Origin of the sequence: Nocardia huaxiensis (genome assembly GCF_013744875.1) — a bacterium.
In the GTDB taxonomy this organism is placed as follows: domain Bacteria; phylum Actinomycetota; class Actinomycetes; order Mycobacteriales; family Mycobacteriaceae; genus Nocardia; species Nocardia huaxiensis.
The window spans coordinates 3,056,941-3,073,661 of sequence record NZ_CP059399.1 but is presented as its reverse complement, the minus strand read 5'-3'; the positions used below and the strand labels follow the sequence as shown (position 1 = coordinate 3,073,661).

Here is a 16,721-nt window from a genome sequence, read left to right as displayed (position 1 = left end):
ACCTAGCCGGAATTCTCGACCGGCTCCGGCTGGGTGACAGGCAGGAACCAGGCCGCTACCAGCCCGGCGACCGCGAAAGCGACCAGCACGGCCACCGCCAGCAGATAGGCCCGGCCGGGCGTGGCCAGGCTGACGAGCAGCAGCGTGCCGGCGATGCTGGTACCCAGGGCCGAACCCAGATTCGACACCGCGCGGGACAGTCCCGATATCTCGCCCTGCTGATCTTCGGGGAACGCCGACTGGACCACATTGACCGAGGGCGTCAGCATCGCGCCGAGGCCCAGACCGGTGAGCAGCAGTCCGGGCGTGAATGCCCAGGCCGAATGCCAGGCGCGCACGAGGACGAGCAGGACCACCATGCCCGCGATCGTCACCAGAAAGCCGGCGATGATCATCACCCGCGCCGGATGATTTCGGGCCGACCGCGCGGCCAGCAGTGAGCTGCACAGGATTCCAATGGTGGCGGCCGTGCAGATCACGCCCGTCTCGACGGCGTTGAAGCCGCGCACGACCTGCAGATAGGTGGCGACGACGAAGGAACTGCCCATCAGCAGCAACCACTGGATGTTCTGCGTGATCAGACCCAGATTCGAGGTCCGGTTGCCGAACATGCTCAGCGACAACAGGACCGGGCGGCCCAGCCGCTCACGCGAACGCAGGTGCAACACGAAGGCGGCCAGCACCAGGACGCCCACCGCGATCTGCAGCATCATCACGCTGAATCCATTGTTCGCCTGCATGATTCCCAGCACCAGGAACACCATGCCGCTCGCCGACAGCACGGTCCCCACCAGGTCGAACGGCCGATCCGGCACGGCGGGCAGCGGATCGGAGATCCTCCGGCCCAGCGCCATGATGACGACGATGATCAGCACCTGGAACAGGAAGACGGCCCGCCAGGAGATCGTCGTCGAGATCACCCCGCCGATCAGCGGCCCGGTCGCCGCCCCCACCCCGCCCATCCCGGTGATCAGGCCGAACGCCCCGGCGCGCGCGGCGGTATCGGTGAACAGCAGGGTGGTCAGGATGTACACCGGCGGGATGAGCAGGGCCGTTCCCACGCCCTCGAGTATCGAGTTGCCGAGGATGAGCACGCCCAGACCGGGTGCGACGGCGCTCAGCAACGCGCCCGCCGCGTAGATGAGCAGCCCCAGCTGGAAGCAGCGTTTTCGCCCCCAGCGTTCGGTGAGCGCGCCGCCGGGAATCATGAGCGCGGCCATCACCAGCAGGAAGACCGTGATCGCCAGCTGCACCCCTGCGACCGTGGTGTGCAGATCCGTCCCGATATCGGTGATCATCACATTCATGCTCGAGCCGGCGAAGCTGCAGATGAACTGTGCCAGGGCGAGCGGAATCAGCATCTTTCGCACAGCGCGAGTCAAGCCGAGACCGGCGGCGGGCACGTCGCCCATCACGGATGAGGTGCGGTCCGATCGCTCACCGGGGTTGCGTGAAACCTCCGCTGCGGCCCGCGACGATCCGCGCGACCTCGGGATCGCCCTGGGCGGCCAGCCATTCCAGCAGTCCACGCCGCGTATGCGGGTGTGCGGCGACGGCGGCGCGCAGGTCCGGGCGGCGCTGCGCGATGCGGGCGAGACGCGCCTCCGGCGTGTTCGGGTCGGTGACGGCCTGGTGATCGGGATCGTCCGAGACCGGGCCCGGAGCCGCGAGCGCGGCGTGCAGAGCGGCCGAGAGTTCGGCGAGCAGCGGCTTCTCGCCGTACAGCGCGGTCACCGGGGCGGCCGCGACCAGCACCACGGCAATGACCGCGGACAGGACGAGCACGACCGGGCCAGTGGTCACCTCCGCGTCGAGCGCTGGACCGGTGACCGCCCGCCACACCGAAAGCACCACGATCACGGCGCACGCCACCATCGAGACCAGTCGCGGGATACGCGGGTCCCGGCCGGGTAATGCCCAGGGCCGCAACATGTGCGCGCCCGTCGCGGCGGCCGCCAGTATCACCGCCGACAACACGGCGACGACGAGGCCCACCCCGATCTCGCGGGCTGCACCGAGTGCCCCGAGCACTGTTGCCGCGCCATCGAAGAAGGCTTGAAACGCAATGAGTATCAGCACATTACGGCAGGCGGCCACGAGGACATGGCCGGTGTGCCGCACGGCGTCCGGGTCGCGCGGGGCAGCGACGGCGACCGCGGCGGCCACACACCAGAGCAGGCAGGCGCAGAAGCCCGCACCGCCGAAGAACTCGATGCCGCCGGTCCCGAACAGCGCGTCCAGCACACCGACGACGAGAACCGCCGCACCGTAGGCGAGTACGGCGATCCGCCACGCGGTCTCGTCGATCCCCAGCCCGGTGGCGGCAATTGCGGCGACACCCACGGCGAGCATCGTCCGCAGGGCGAAGACAGCCGCGACATCCTCCGAACCAGCCTCCGAGTCCATCGCCTGGGCGAGGACAGCCAGCAGCCCGGACAGCAGCGCCAGCACGGCGGCGCCCCACAGCACCGCCCGCGCCGCCTGCCCCCACCACAGCGGAACACCCTTGTCGCCCTGTACCGTTCGCGGCTGAATCGCCAGCATCGCGCCCGCCGCACCGGCCCACACGGCCGGTCCGGTCCCCGGACCGGCCGGGGCCTGCGCCTCGAACAGGTACCGCGCCGAGGCCACATCGGCGATGAAGAATCCGCCGATCAGGATCAGATACGGTGCGAGCGCCAGTATTTGGACCACACGCGACCGGGCGGCACTCCACTCCCGCGCCCACGCACCGAGACGGGACAGATACGGCACCGCGACCGCCACCAGCGCGAGCAAGGTCGTGAAAACGATCATGGCGCGCACCGACGCCTGTCCGTTCCCACCCGGCAGATCCACACGTCGATTCCACGGCAGCAGCCACGCCGCCGACAGCAGCACCACCGCGACGCCATCCCGGACCCGATCGGCCGTCGAGATATCACCCAGTAGGACGGCTACCGGCATACGCGGTTGCGACGGCACCACCGGTGGTCGATAGGGTTGTGACGCAACCGGATTCGGCTGCTGCGTTGGCACGATCGGGACCGGGCCGGACGGAGCCTGGAAGTAGAAGGGCGCGGGCGTGCCCGGCGGCAGCGCCACGACGCGGAAGTCGCACCAGCGCCGGGTGGGCGGCGCTGCCGCGAGGATCAGCGTGACCAGTGGAAAGATCAACAGCCCCAGCGAGATTCCCGCCGAGGACAGGCTCGCGCCGCGAATGAGCTCGCTGTATTCGCCGGAGAAGTATTCGCCGCCGATGCCGTTGCGCCAGGAGTTCACCACCGCCTGCGACGCAATCAGTCCGGCGATGCCGGTCGCGATGACGAGCAGACAGCCCCAGATGATCATGGTGCGTCCGGACAGCCGCCGCCGGAACAGCTGTATGGCACCGGCCAGCAGCAGGATCGCGGAGACGGCATTGCTGATCTGCCCGCCGACGACCACCGCCTCCCACCAGTCCGGTCCGAATCCGCGCAGATATCCGGCGGCCTGGTCCACCCCGCCGAGCTCCTCGACGAAGGACAGGAAGGCCAGCACGCCGATCGCCCCGGCTCCCCCGCCGAGCAATGCCAATATCGCCGCGAAGACGGCGGTCACCCCGCTGGGCGGCCGCACATAGGCGGGCCCGCTCATTCCCGATGGATACACCGCACGACCTCCTCGCTAGCGGCGGTACCTGGTGGTGCCGGTCGAATCACGGGAATTGCTCACGATTTTGGCGAAACACTCGTCGGTCGGGATGCCATTGCTGTCGCACCAGCGGTTGGCGGAATCGGCATCGGTGCTGGTGACCCCGGCCAGCGTCACCCACCAGCCGTCGAGATCGAAACTGCGCCACTCGTTGCTCCACACCAGCCGCACATTCGGGTACTGCAACCGCATGCGCAGGTGCTGGTTCAGGATGTCGGTGGCGTACCAGGTCACCATCTGCCCGTCCACATCCGGCGCGACCAGATTCACCCGCTTCGAGGAGATCTGCGGAACCCAGCGGTCCGCGAGATCCGCTGCGACAGTGGCCTTGTCGGCGTCGGCGCGAGCGCGCAGCGCCGCCAGGCTCACCGTGTCGGAGTCCTTCCCGGCGGGCAGCACCGACCGGACCGCGGTGAGGGGCGTGCCACCGGCCGACGTGCTGGGCGGCTCACCGCGCTCAGGTCCACGACTGGTGCCCTGGTCCTCGCATTCGACGACCTGATCGCCGCTCGGCCCGGAACCGGTCGGCAACTGCCAGAAACTGCCCAGCGGATAACGGAATTCGCGCAGCGTCGTACCCGCGGAGTTGTCGGTGCGCGGCAGATACATCGGGCTGTCTCCGAAGTCGAAGACCCCGGAGGCGATCACTTGTCCGCCCGCCGTGACAGTGATCCGTAAAGCACTGGTGGACACCACATCCCCGGTCGAGCAGGCGGCCTTGATCTCGAATTTCACTATGAGCGCCCCGGTGTCGGTGCGGTAGGACACCGGCCGCAGGACCGGAACCTTCCCGCACTTGGTGACCAGCCGGCTGCCCTCGGCCGAGTTCTCGGAGGCGGCCACGCCCGTGGTGAGCGGGCCGGGCGCATGCGCGGCGCCGCCGGTCGGCGGGTAGAAGATGATGCTGTCCGCCGTCCCCTCCGCGAATCCCGTTCCCGCGGGGGCGATTCCGCGCGAGGTCACGCTGTGCTGCGTCCAGGCGGTCCGCCCGGTTCGCATCTCCACGGCGGTGACGCCACTGTCCGACGAGCACAGCACGCGTTCACCATCGGAGGTGACGGGATCCCCCGGCGTCGCGGTGGCCCACATCTGCTCACCGGTGTTCCGGTTGTAGCCGGTCATCGTCCCGGATTCGACGGCGAGGATCAGATCCCCGACCATGCGCGCACCGTCGGCGTCGACACTCCATTGTTCGGCACCGCGCGCGAAATCGTATGCCCTGCCGCCGATCACGTACGGTCCGCGATCCTGTTTCGTGAGCAGCGAGGGCCGGGCGGGCCAGCCATCACCGGCGTGCGTGCGCAATGTTCTCCCGGATTCGTCCAGCACAACCGTCTCCACCGTGGTCCCGGAGCACCGCCGTCCGACGAGCCCCTGCCCGGGATACACGGCGATGCCCTGCAATTGGCTGTCGATCACCTGCTGTCCGGTGGCGGCATCGGCCACCACCGCTCCCACATCGCTGCCGAAATAGATGAACCGATCGGTGACCCCGAACTGCTGCGAATCTCCCGATCCGGGGCAGTCCCCCGGCTCCTGCGGGTAGGTCCGATGCCAGCGGGCCGTCAGGTTCTCCGGTGTCCCCCTGGACATTTCGCGATATCCGGCGGTCACGACGTCTGCGCCGATCACCTCCACCCGCGACACCTCCCCCACCGGCAGCGCGTGATCGACGGTTCCGTCCGACAGCCGGAAGAAGTGCACGGCATCCCCGCCGATGCACGGCAGCAATCCGTTCACGGCCTGCGTGGCGCACGACGGTTTGTGCGGGTACATCTCGATCAGCGTCTGCCAGCGCACCGCACCCGTCCGCGAATCGATCGCGACCAGCAGCGGATCCACATCACTGTTCTTCACCACGAGTGTGCTGATCAGCAGGTCGCCCAGGTCGATGAATCCGGGCGACAGGTATTGCATGGACGTAGGGTCCGGCCGCACGTACACGAGATTGGTGGCCACCTTCGCGGCCTCGGCCTTCCATTCCGCCGTGGGCATGGTCGGATAGGTATTCCGCAACTGCCCCGGCAGCGCCTGCCCCGCACCGCGGCTCGCGCTCTCGAAGTAGACCGCCACCACCCCGCCGGTCAGCACCAGCGCCGACACCGTCAGGAAAATCAGCAGCGTAGGAGTGAGCAGCGAGCCGGGCGCCCGCGGCGGCGCGGACACACCCTCCCCGGCCCGAACCGTCTCCTCGTAGCGGCCGAACATGCTGAGCTCACTGGCATCCGGTGAATCTGACCCACTCCACTGTGGCACCCCCACGCCCGCACCGGTATCCGCCGACCAACCGACAAACGCTGAACGATGACCAATGCACCTGTTCTCCCCCACCCGCATCGGGGACCATGGAACAGAGCCCGCCAGGCCCGGCGAAAGGACACGTCGTGCTCACCACCACCCCCCGCCAGGTCCCCACCCTCAGCCCCCGAGAACTCCAAGTCCTCCTGGCCTGGATCCTCTGCGACTCCAAATCCGAAGTCTGCCACCAACTCTTCATCTCCCCAGGCACCGTCAACACCCACATAGCCCGAATCCGCGACAAATACCACCACGTGGGCCGCCCCGCCCCCACCAAGGCCGCCCTCCTGGCCCGAGCCCTTCAAGACGGCTACCTCACCCTCGACGAACTCTGAGCCCGGGTCCGGCGCGCTCACCGCCAGTTCGCACTCCGCCGACGGTGATGCCGCGGCTGCGCTCGGGCCAAAAATCTAGCGCCGCTAGACAATCTGGCGGGTGACTGTTACCGTTGCTTCAGTTCCTAGCGTTGCTAGATTTCAAGAGAGGGAGCTGAGGATGCTCATCGTTGCCGGCCAGATCGTCGCTGTTGCCGCGGTTCTCACCAATGCGGTTATCTATGGCACCGATGTTTGTGCGGCCGTGATCAGTCGGTCGGTGTATCGACGGCTGGATGATGCGACCGTGACCGTCAGTGCGGGGTGGGGGCATTACTACGGCGACAGGCGAATGCCGTTCTTCGGCGTGAGCGGGGTGGTGGCCGCGGTGCTCACACTGGCGATCGCATTGGGAGCGGGACAGATCGGGGCCGCCGCGGGAGCGGGGGTCGCACTGGTGGCGCTGGTTACCTGGCTCGGGTTCTACGTTCGTATTGCCAAGCCGATCAATGCGCAGCAGACGGCAGCCGCGCAGAGCGGGATCATTCCGGCCAATGCCCGTGCGCTGCAGGACAGGTGGGACAGCATCTTGAAATACCGGATCGGCCTGCAGTTCACCGCCCTCGCCGGGCTGTGCGCAGCGCTGATCCTGTTCTGAACTCGAACCCGAAACCGCACCGGTCGCGGCGCTACGCGGTGACTCGCAGGCGGAGGCCGTGCGGGGCGACGGTGGTGCCGATGCGGGGGTGCAGGGGGGCGTCGGTGCGGGTGTGGAGTTCCCAGCGGGCGGCTATGGCCTGCAGGGCGGCGGTCAGTTCGAGGTAGGCGAAGCGGTTGCCTATGCAGCCGCGGGGGCCGTCGCCGAAGGGGAGGAAAGAGCAAGGGGTGGAGGGTGATCGGGCGATCCAGCGGTCCGGATCGAAGGTGTCGGGGTCGGGGTAGAGGTCGGGGTTGCGGTGGGGGATGTAGGGGCTGTAGGCGATGGCGGTGCCGGCGGGGATGTGGTGTTCCCCCAGGGTGGTGTCGGTGGTGGTGACGCGGGTGAGCATCCAGGGTGGGGTGTACATGCGCAGGGATTCGTGAATTATGCGGTGGCACAGGGCCGTTGTGTCGTTCTCGGAATCCGACAGGGAGGTGGGGCCGGAGGCGGACACCTGGTCGCGCAGGTCCTGCTGCACCTTGGGATGGGTGGCCAGCAGATACATGGCCCACGCCAAAGTTGTTGCGCTGGTTTCCGTTCCGGTGGCCAGGAAGGTGACGGCCTGGTCGGTGAGTTCGGCGTCGGTGAGCCACCCGCCTTCCTCGTCGTGCGACAGGATCATGCTGGCCAGCAGATCCGATTCGTCGGTGGTGGTCTGCCGCCGCCGCTGCTCGATGATCCCGTCGACGGCGTCGCGCAGTCCCGCGATCGTCCGATGCCACCGCCGATTGCTGGGCAATGGCAGCCGCGCCATCCAATCCGGGGTGAGCATGCGCCGTGGCACCTCGGCCACGAAGTCGTCCAGATCGGTCAGCGCCCCGTTCAACAACTCCTCGGTCAGCGACGCCGAGAACAATGTCCGGAACACGATCCGCCCGGTATACGCCATCGACGCCCGGCTCACATCGAAATCCCCTCCCGCATTCCAGGATTCGACCATCCGATCGGCCTCCTCCCGCATCACCACCTCGTACCGCTGCATCTGCGCCGGCCGGAATGCCGGCTGCACCAGCCGCCGCAACCGCCGATGCTTCGACCGCGGACAGGTCCCCACCCCATCCCCGAACAAATCGCTCAACCGATCGAAGAACGGCCCACCCTTGTCAAAGGTGTTGTCATCCTTGAGAACCCGATAGGTCAGCTCCGGATCACAGAGCATCACCATCGGCATCGGCCCCAACTTGAGCCACACCAACTCCCCACGCGCAGGCAACCCCGCCAGAAACCCCACCGGATCCCGCAGCAGCGGCCAAGCATCACCGAAGAAAGGAAGAGTGCGGGCCATGACCCCAACCCCCTGATAGAAGAGCATTTCCGCAGGAGAGAATTATCCCGCCGCCCCCACCCGACCCGATACCCCTGACACGCGCGCACATACCGCCTCCCCGTGTGCCGCACGGCGTGTTGCGGACGGCACCGGAGAGTCAGCGGGCGGCAGGCTGTCTGCGGCGGAGGGTGCGGTCGTAGTCCTCGAAGCGGGCCTTGGCGATGACGGAGCGGTCTGCCGTTCGCAGCACGATGCCTTCGGGGTGGCCCGCGGCGGCGTCGTCCAGGGCGCAGCGGGTGGTGGGCAGGTGGGTGGTGAGGAAGTCTCGGGTTGCCTCGATTTCGGTGGGTAGGTCGGTGGCGTTCAGGGCGAACAGGCGTGGGGTCAGTTCCAGGCCGGCCTGGTCGGCTGCTGCGGTCAGGGCCGATTCGGGCAGGAAGGGCTGGCCGCCGGATTCGCGCCAGGCGGAGATCTCTGCCGGTGCCATGGCGAGGATGGACTCGTAGTCGTGGAGCTCGATCATGTCGAAGAGGCGGTACCCGACGGAGCGGGCGCCGGTGTACTGCTTGCTCGCCGCGGTGATCTTGCCCCCGTAGAGCTCCAGGTAATGGACGCGGACCACGCCGCGGGCGGGTTCCAGGCCGTCGGCGAATTCGCGCAGCGCCGCGACGATGCCCTGCGCGGGGTTGCCGATGAGATCGCCTTTGGCGCACAGCAGTTCCTCGCGGCTGCCCAGCAGCCAGGTGCCGTCGGGGAGGCTGATCACGCGCGAGTTGGTGCCGTCGACCTTTTCCGTACCGATGACCGTGCCGGTGAAGGGGGTCGCGACATCCGTCAGGGCGCCACGTTCACCGAGCTGGTGGTAGGTGGCGATGGACGGGTACTTCGTCGCGCTGTTGACGGCGTTCAGGTCGGCGGTGCGTAGATCGAAAACCATTGGGGCATCATGCGGTGCACGAATGCCGCACGTCCATCGGATTTCCGGTGGACAGGGGTCGAGCCCGGCGGGTGGGCCGGGCTCGATCGGGTCAGCGGGTGGGGCGGGTGGTGGCTCGGGTGTCGCGCCAGAGGCCGAGGTCGAAGTAGAGGGTGGTCATGGAGTCCCACTGCTTGGACCAGGGCTGTTTGGGGCCGGTCAGTTTCCAGACGGCGACCATGCGGTCGATGCCTGGGATGCCCATCTGGTCATCGAGTTTGACGACCCGCTTCACTTCGGTGAACTGTGCGCGGAGGGTGGGTTCGGCGGTGTCGAGGCCGACGTAGATCACCGTGTTCGCGGTGTCCGGCGGCGGGCCGAAGAAGCCGAAGCCGCGGCTCGGGCTGTAGGTGGCGGGCAGGTTGTATTTGCCGCCGAACTGTTCGACGGCGCCGGCCTGCCAATAGCCCTGGGCGACAATGACGGCGTTGGCCTTCTCCTCCGGCGTCAGGGTTTGGTAGCCCATGTCGACGGCGGAGACCATGCGGTCCCAGTTGGTGGTTCCGAAGAACGCCGAACGGAAGCCGAGGTCGATGGCATCGTGGGTCTCGGTGCGCCAGCTCGGCGGGAGGGGTAGCACGGTGAGCGAGGCGATGAAGGTCACCACCTGCGCGCCGATGATCGGAATCATCGCCAGGTTCATCCAGCGCTTGCGGTCGTACTGGAAGAAGGCGATCGCGCCGAGCGCGAACATGGCGGGGAAGAAGCCCGTCGGATAGTACGGCCGCCCGTGCGTGAAGATGACGAAGGCGGTCATGAGCACCAGCGCGGCCGCGATGAAGCGGTACGGACGCAGGGCTTCCAGTTTCCACACGCCCCAGAATCCGAAGCCCAGCATCAGGGAGCCGAGGATGCCGGCCAGGCCGAGCCACTGCGGAATGAATCCGGGCGGACCGTAACCCGTCGCATCCTGCTCGGCGCCGATGATCGGCCCCATGGCCAGCTGCGGCCAGTTGTGTTGCGACTGCCAGTACAGAATCGGCACCAGCGACAGCGCGAGAATGCCGGAGGCCACCCACAGTGCGGGGCGACGCAGGATCTCCCGCGGTCCGAACAGCAGGACACCCGCGCCCAGGCATGCCCAGACCAGCGGGATCATCCACTTGACCTGCATGTCCAGCGCGGCGACGAGTCCCGCGAACACGATCAGCCGGTCCTGCCGGGTCCGCACCCAGCGGATGAACAGCCAGGTGATCACGGCCGTGAATGTGGCGTCGAAGGAGAACGTGCTCAGCGCGACCTGTGTCGCCAGCAGGTAGGAGGTGGCGTAGGTGCCCGCGGCCAGCAACTGGGCGCGCCGGGTGCCCTTCATCTCGTAGGCGATGAGCGCCGCCACGATGACCGCGCCCACGCCCATGAGCACGGCCGGGAAGCGCAGTGCCGTCACCGAGCCCGGTGCGAGCAGATCCGCGATGCGCGCCGCCAGCGCAACGATCACGCCTTGATCGGCATAGGTGTAGTCGAGTCGCCTTCCGGCGGACAAGAAATAGAGTTCGTCGCCGAAGAACTCGTAGCGCCCCGCCGTCACGGTCAGGGCTATCGCGGTGATGGTGGCCATCAAGGCGACAGGGCGAAGTGCGAACGACGGGTGGGTATCCGGACGATGCTCCGGCTCGACGCGAACCGTGAGGATCGCTGACATGAACTGCCCCCAAAATTATTTCCGACAGACAGGGCCGAACGCCACCGTTGACCTGCGGCGTCGTATCTGTTCGCTGATGAACCGATTCCCTCCCGGCAGCGAACATGATGAGCGCAAGTAGCTCATGGTCCTGCTCGGATTATGAAGTTTTGAATGGACGCTAGTTTGAAATAGAGGAGTTTGCAAACGCAGTGAGCGCTGAGTGCGCAAACACACTGCGTTGCCTACTGATAGCGATTCGCTGTACTCCGACGTCGATCGATCCCACGTCCACTCGCGGCGTTCGTCAAGACAAATGAAGCAGGGGCATCGGCGAATGCGCGCACCCGAATTCCGCGCAATTCGCACCGAATGGGATGAAGCCGCGTTGCCGATCGACAGCGCCGAATGGCCGCTCGGGCCATGGCATTGGCGGCCGATGTCGTTCAGCGGCATGGCCTCGCGACCATACGCTCGAGCGGTGAGACTGAGGCCACAGCTGGCAAGAGCAGCAATAACTTTCACCGCGGCGGTCTCGCTGTGGATGGCGGGCGGCACACTGCCCCTGGCAGCCGCGGCCCCGGCGCCGCCGCCGGACCCCAACCCGGACCCCGCCTATCTGCTGCACCCCTTCGATCCGTCCAATGGCGCGTTCAGCGCCACGGTCCGCGATCTCTCCACCCCCGGCATGCTCGACTACCTGATCCGCGCCGGCATCACCGATATCACCGGCAACTGGCAGGGCGGCTTCGCCGATCTGGCCAACCCGGCCACCTACACCGGCCCCGATTCGCAGCAGAAGATTCTGACCGCCGCCCAGCAGGCGTGGGATGTGCTCGCGCATCTGGAGGGGCTCGGCGTCAACTTCCCACCGCACCCGGACTACCTCCCCGACTGGAACCACGACGGCAAGTTCGGTCTCGCGGACACGGCGGGCAACTGGCCGGCCCCGGCCTCGGAGACCTCCGATGTCGCGCTCGACGACGTCTACGACAACCCGGACTTCATGCAGGCGGACTTCCGGTACCCGTGCGTCAATGAGGACGGCAGCGTCTTCTACGAAACCCGTTCCGGCACCTGCGTTCCCGGCGACACCCCCGGCGCCGACTTCAAGCTCGGCACCGTACACAAGACTCAGATCATCGGATCACGCGGAATCCCCATGTCCGCCATGGTGTGGCTGCCCGAGGGCGCCGAGGGCTCGGGTCAGAAGTTCCCGGTCGCGTACGGCATGCCGGGTGCGGGCGAATCCATGAGCCACATCTCCATGTACACCGAATCGTATGTGCGCAACGGCTTCATCGCAGTGAGCGTCGCGCAGGTCGGTCAGCCCGACAGCCCCGGCACCATACTGGACATGTTCCTGCCGCAGTTCACCGTGCCGGACTGCTTTGCGCCGTCCACCTGCTGGTCCGCACAGGACGGCATCCGCTGGGTGGCCGGTGACGACATCATCCCGGTGGTCGACCTGAACAATGAGCTCAACAATGTGCTCATGGTGCCGCGACTGGTCCGCCAGGATCCGGCCTACGCCCCGGTCGGCGCCAACCAGCGCAACCCGTGGATCGATCTGATGGACACCGAGCACATCAGTGTCTACGGCCAATCCATCGGCGCCGTAGGCGTTTCCAGCTATCTGGACTGGCAGGTCAAGGGCCACGGCTTCGACGGGCGCCCGCTCCCCCGCGTCTCCTCGGCCTCGCTCATGTCGGGTTTCCAGAACATGCACGCCGATGTCCCGGTGCAGATGCAGACCGGCGACTACGACATCCCAGGGTTGGCCGGCTACGGGCTCACCAACTTCTATCAACCGCTGTTCAATGCGACCGACGGTCCGTTCGGCACCACCGACAAGGTGGACCAGCTGCTGCGGCAGGGCACGACCGCCCCGATCCAGTCGATCATCTCCGAATCGGGCGGTCACGCCGACTCGATCAACTGGATCGGCGTCCCCGACAAGAACGTGCACGCCCCGGCCATGTCGGTGAAGTACTCGGTCAACTGGTTCAAGTGCTACGGCCGAGCCGAAGCCGACCCGGCCGCCTGTGACGCGCTGCTGGAATCCGACAGCATCATGTCGCGCGGATTCGCCAGCGAATACGCCCCGCAGGGCGCCGCCGGACCGAAACTGTGCCTGCGCGTTCCGGATCGCGCCGCGCTGATCATGGTGCAGCGACCGGAGTATCTGATCGACGCCCTCAACGGGCACCCGCGCTACACCTGCACCCCGCAGAGCTAGTTCGCGTAGGCCCCGCACGAGATGTCGAGCTGGGTGGCGGTCATCGACCGTGCCTTGTCGGAGGCGGCGAAGGCCGCCACGTGGCCGACATCGGTGAGGGTGGCGGCGCGCTTCAACAGCGTGGCGTCGACCATGCTCTGCTTGGCGAGTTCGGTCTGCGGGATGTCGGGCAGGGATTCGGGGATGCCGCCGGTGCGCAGGGTGAGCACGCGGACATTGTGCGGTCCGAGCTCGCAGGCCCACTGGCGGCGCAACGCCTCGATGGTGTCGCTGCCGATCTGGACGGTGCCGAGCCCGGGCATCTTGCCCGCGTAGTCGGAGCCGCCGAAGAAGAGGATGACACCGGATTCCTGGGTGACCATGTACTTGGCGGCGGCCTGCGTGGTGATCAGCTGGGAGGTGAGCAACCGCGACAGGGAGCCGGCGAAATCGGCGACCGGGATGCCGGCGAGCGAGCCGAAGATCGTCTCCTGGCCGATGACGTTCACCGAAATGTCCAGGCTCCCGGCCTTTTCCACGATCGCGGCGGCGTGATCGTGCACGGCGGCGGCGTCCAGGGCGTCCACCACGGCGGTTTCGGCGCGACCGCCGTCGGCCCGGATCTTCCCGGCGACGGATTCCAGGGTGGCGGCGGTGCGGCCGACCAGGAAGCAGTTCGCGCCTTCGGCCGCGAAACCCGCGGCGAGGGCGGAGCCGATGGAACCGGCGGCGCCGTAGATGACCGCGGTCTTGTTGTCGAGGAGCATGAGCGTCTCATTCCGTGCGGTGGATTCCTGACACGAAAAACGCTATTTCGCCGGTACTTTCGGCGGCATCGGTCAACCTACCGGCGTTCGGGGCGGGCGACCGGGGTCGAATGGGTCACCCGAGCGTGCTCACAGCCGGAACTGCGCGAGGTCGGCCCGCCGGGCGATACCCAGCTTGGGGTAGGCGTTGTAGAGATGATGGCCGATGGTGCGCGGGCTCAGGAACAGCCGGGCGCCGATCTCCTTGTTGCTGTATCCGGCGGCCGCGAGCCGGACCACCTGGGTTTCCTGGGGAGTCAGCTGCGCGAGCGGATCGCTGCGGCGCGGCGTCGCCGGCTGGTCCCCGAGTGCGGCGAGCTCGGTCTGCACCCGGCCCACCCACGCTCCCGCGCCCAGCTGCTCGAAAGTCTCCAGGGCCTCGACCAGCTGGGTGCGCGCGTCGGAGCGTCTGCGGCGGCGGCGCAGCCACTCGCCGTAGACCAGCCGGGTGCGCGCCCGATCGTAGGGGCTGCCGATGTCGCCGTGCTGTGCCAGCGCGGCCGAGTAGTGCTTCTCGGCGTCGTCGCCGCCGGCCAGCAGGGCCCGGCAGCGCTGTAACAGGGCTTCCGCCACCGGGTTTGCGACACTGGCGGCCCACCGCTCGAACGCGGTGAGGTGATCGCCCGCCCGCTCCGGCCGACCACCGCGCACCGCCGCCTCGACGTGATCGGGCACCGCGCGAATCAGGAAGTCGTGCGCGGCGGGACCGGTGCACACGCTGTCGAGCCGGTCCCGGGCGGCGTCGAAATCGCCTGCGGCCAGGTCCGCGAGCGCGACGCCCCACTCGGCGAGCGCCGCGTGCGTGCGGTGGGTCGCGGACAATCCCGGCAGGATCGCACCGGCCAGCGCCCGGCATCCCGTCCTGTCCCCGCTGACGGCGGTCAGCCACACCTCGATGGCTCGCAGCGCTCCGGCCTCGATCGGCATGCCGATCTCCTCGCTGAGCGAGATTCCCTCGGCCACAGCGGTTCTCGCTTCGCCGAAGGCGCCGGACAACAGGTGCGCGAGGGCCGCCGGTTCCAGCGCGTACGGAATCCATTGCAGCTCACCGGTCGCCCGCGCGCCCGCGATCATCTCCTCCATGATCGCGGCGGCGGCCGCGTCGTCGGCCAGCATCAGTCCGCTGAAGGCCGCGACCACCTTGTGCAGGTCATCCACCGTGTTCGCCCGCGCCGCACGAATGTGCGCCGCCACGACCGCGACCGCCGGCGCGGGCTGCCCGCCGAGCAGGTCCGCCCAGGCGATCTGCGCGGCCGCGTGCGGACGCAGTGGCGAATCCTCCGGCAGCCGAATGGAGTTCAGCAGTTCGGTACCCCGCAGCAGGAGGGCGCGGTCCGCGGCGTCGCGCGCACAGCAGATCGCCTCGGCGAGGATGAACACCGCGCGCTCGGGATCGGTGTCCGCGATCAGCGCGGCGGCCCGCAGGCTGAGCTCGGCATCGGCGGCGGGTGAGGTGCGCTCGTATTCGACCTGCGCCCTGATATGTGTTGCGTCGGCGACGATTCCGAGATCCTCGGTGAGCGCTGCGGCTTCGGCGGCGAGCCGGGTCGCGCGATCCGGTTTCCCGGCGTCGTAGGCGGCGCGCGCCGCCAGCAGAATGCGATGTGCCTTGCGCTGCGGATCCACGCTCAGCCGCCCGGCCCGGTCGTAGGCGGCGGAGACGGCCATCGCCCCGCCCCGGCGCTGCTGCCGCCGCGCGGTCTGTTCCAGCGCGAGCGCCACGGTCTCGTCGGGTTCGGTGGTCGCGGCCGCGAGATGCCAGGCGCGGCGGTCGGCGTCGGCGGGTGCGGTCAGCACGCGAGCGAAGCTGTCGTGCACGGCGATTCGCGCGTGGTGCGCCGCGTTCCGGTAGACCGCCGCGCGAATGAGCGGATGCCGGAACACCAGCCGATCGGTTTCCACGGTCACCAGTCCGGCGCGCTCCGCGGGCTCCAGATCCGCGTCCGACAGGCCGTGCCCGGCGGCGACGGCGAGCACCGTGCCGATATCGGTGCCACTGTCGGCCGCCGCGATCAACAGCAGAGTCCTCGTGCCCGCGGGTAGTTCGGCGATCTGCGCACGAAAACTCTCCTGCACCCGGGAGGTCGCCGCCAGCGGACCCACCTCGTGCCCGGGATCGACCTGCCCGGCGGCTTCCGCGCTGCGCCGCGCACCACCCAATTCCAGCAGCGCCAAGGGGTTTCCGCCCGATTCCGTCAGCACCCGCTCCCGCCCCGGCAGGGTGAGGCCCGGGGTGTGCCGGTCCAGTAGCTCGGCGGCGGCCGCCGGAGGCAGCCCGGACAAGCGCATGCTCGCGATACCGGGGGTGGCGAACGGCACGGCGGTCTCCCGCACCCCGAGAATCATGGCCACCGCATCCTCGCCGAACCGCCGGGCGGCGAACAGCAGTGCGTCCGTGGAGCTTTGGTCGATCCACTGGGCGTCGTCGACGAGTAGCAGCGTCGGTTTCTCGGCGGCCAGCTCGGCCAGCAGCGTCAAGGTGGCGGCGCCCACCAGGAATCGATTGACCTCCCCCGCCTCCGCCTGCCCGAGCGCCGCCCGCAGCGCCGCCGCCTGCGGTCCCGGCAGCCCGTCGATCCGTGCGGAGAAGGGATGCAGCAGCATGTGCAGGACGCCGAACCCCAGTTCGGCCTCGGATTCGATGCCGACCCCGCGCAGTACCCGCATGCCGGCGGCGGTCTCGGCGGCGTACTCCAGCAGCGCCGATTTCCCGATCCCCGCCTCACCCCGAATCGCCAGCACGCGGCCGTGTCCGGCCGCCGCATCGGCCAGCAGCCCATCGATTGCGGTCAGCTCGGCGTCGCGTCCCACCAGCATGAGCGCCAGCATAAACCGGGCAGGCGACCGAC

The 16,721-nt window shown here is 68.2% G+C and carries 11 protein-coding genes; 3 read left to right on the top strand and 8 right to left on the bottom strand.

Annotated features, from left to right (window positions below; all coding sequences use genetic code 11):
- Positions 1-2: 2 nt before the first annotated feature.
- The 3 genes from H0264_RS13720 to H0264_RS13710 form a co-directional block, all read right to left on the bottom strand.
- Entirely contained in the window at positions 3-1,361 is a 1,359-nt protein-coding gene (locus H0264_RS13720) for an MFS transporter (RefSeq protein WP_181585529.1), read from the bottom strand.
- A gap of 76 nt (positions 1,362-1,437) precedes the next feature.
- Positions 1,438-3,615 carry a DUF7937 domain-containing protein gene (locus H0264_RS13715; RefSeq protein WP_181584308.1) on the bottom strand — a complete coding sequence of 726 codons (2,178 nt, stop codon included), beginning with the start codon at positions 3,613-3,615 and terminating at the stop codon, positions 1,438-1,440.
- A 30-nt stretch (positions 3,616-3,645) separates the two neighbouring features.
- The gene (locus H0264_RS13710) at positions 3,646-5,880 is read right to left on the bottom strand and encodes an outer membrane protein assembly factor BamB family protein (protein WP_181584307.1); all 2,235 of its coding nucleotides are present in this window, start codon (positions 5,878-5,880) and stop codon (positions 3,646-3,648) included.
- 176 nt (positions 5,881-6,056) lie between these two features.
- Between H0264_RS13710 and H0264_RS13705 the strand changes: the two genes are divergently transcribed.
- Both H0264_RS13705 and H0264_RS13700 read left to right on the top strand, forming a co-directional pair.
- A complete protein-coding gene (locus H0264_RS13705) occupies positions 6,057-6,305 on the top strand; it encodes a response regulator transcription factor (RefSeq protein ID WP_231082953.1) in 249 nt (82 codons plus the stop codon).
- A gap of 160 nt (positions 6,306-6,465) precedes the next feature.
- On the top strand, positions 6,466-6,942 hold the full coding sequence (locus H0264_RS13700; protein WP_181584305.1) for a DUF1772 domain-containing protein: 477 nt from the start codon (positions 6,466-6,468) through the stop codon (positions 6,940-6,942).
- A 31-nt stretch (positions 6,943-6,973) separates the two neighbouring features.
- Here H0264_RS13700 and H0264_RS13695 read toward each other — a convergent pair whose 3' ends face one another.
- From H0264_RS13695 to H0264_RS13685, 3 genes are all read right to left on the bottom strand, one after another.
- Positions 6,974-8,269 carry a cytochrome P450 gene (locus tag H0264_RS13695; protein ID WP_181584304.1) on the bottom strand — a complete coding sequence of 432 codons (1,296 nt, stop codon included), beginning with the start codon at positions 8,267-8,269 and terminating at the stop codon, positions 6,974-6,976.
- Positions 8,270-8,408: 139 nt separating this feature from the next.
- Positions 8,409-9,188: an RNA ligase family protein gene (locus tag H0264_RS13690; protein ID WP_181584303.1), complete on the bottom strand. Its 780-nt coding sequence runs from the start codon at positions 9,186-9,188 to the stop codon at positions 8,409-8,411.
- 91 nt (positions 9,189-9,279) lie between these two features.
- Positions 9,280-10,869, bottom strand: a complete 1,590-nt coding sequence (locus H0264_RS13685; protein ID WP_181584302.1) for an ArnT family glycosyltransferase — start codon at positions 10,867-10,869, stop codon at positions 9,280-9,282.
- A 460-nt stretch (positions 10,870-11,329) separates the two neighbouring features.
- On the opposite strand from H0264_RS13685, the gene H0264_RS13680 reads away from it, so the two are divergent.
- Positions 11,330-13,087, top strand: a complete 1,758-nt coding sequence (locus tag H0264_RS13680; protein ID WP_181584301.1) for a hypothetical protein — start codon at positions 11,330-11,332, stop codon at positions 13,085-13,087.
- Here the strand turns inward: H0264_RS13680 and H0264_RS13675 are convergent.
- The gene (locus H0264_RS13675; RefSeq protein WP_181584300.1) at positions 13,084-13,833 is read right to left on the bottom strand and encodes an SDR family NAD(P)-dependent oxidoreductase; all 750 of its coding nucleotides are present in this window, start codon (positions 13,831-13,833) and stop codon (positions 13,084-13,086) included. The genes H0264_RS13680 and H0264_RS13675 overlap by 4 nt on opposite strands.
- Positions 13,834-13,962: 129 nt before the next feature.
- Positions 13,963-16,689 (bottom strand): ATP-binding protein, encoded by a 2,727-nt coding sequence (locus H0264_RS13670; RefSeq protein ID WP_220139974.1) that lies wholly within the window; start codon positions 16,687-16,689, stop codon positions 13,963-13,965.
- Between the last annotated feature and the right edge of the window lie 32 nt (positions 16,690-16,721).

Excerpts from the sequence above, each read along its gene's own strand:
- H0264_RS13720 (WP_181585529.1), bottom strand. The coding sequence starts at position 1,361 with ATGCTGATTCCGCTCGCCCTGGCACAGTTCATCTGCAGCTTCGCCGGC.
- H0264_RS13670 (WP_220139974.1), bottom strand. The coding sequence starts at position 16,689 with ATGCTGGTGGGACGCGACGCCGAGCTGACCGCAATCGATGGGCTGCTG.
- H0264_RS13695 (WP_181584304.1), bottom strand. The coding sequence starts at position 8,269 with ATGGCCCGCACTCTTCCTTTCTTCGGTGATGCTTGGCCGCTGCTGCGG.
- H0264_RS13690 (WP_181584303.1), bottom strand. The coding sequence starts at position 9,188 with ATGGTTTTCGATCTACGCACCGCCGACCTGAACGCCGTCAACAGCGCG.
- H0264_RS13685 (WP_181584302.1), bottom strand. The coding sequence starts at position 10,869 with ATGTCAGCGATCCTCACGGTTCGCGTCGAGCCGGAGCATCGTCCGGAT.
- H0264_RS13715 (WP_181584308.1), bottom strand. The coding sequence starts at position 3,615 with ATGAGCGGGCCCGCCTATGTGCGGCCGCCCAGCGGGGTGACCGCCGTC.
- H0264_RS13710 (WP_181584307.1), bottom strand. The coding sequence starts at position 5,880 with ATGTTCGGCCGCTACGAGGAGACGGTTCGGGCCGGGGAGGGTGTGTCC.
- H0264_RS13675 (WP_181584300.1), bottom strand. The coding sequence starts at position 13,833 with ATGCTCCTCGACAACAAGACCGCGGTCATCTACGGCGCCGCCGGTTCC.
- H0264_RS13700 (WP_181584305.1), top strand. The coding sequence starts at position 6,466 with ATGCTCATCGTTGCCGGCCAGATCGTCGCTGTTGCCGCGGTTCTCACC.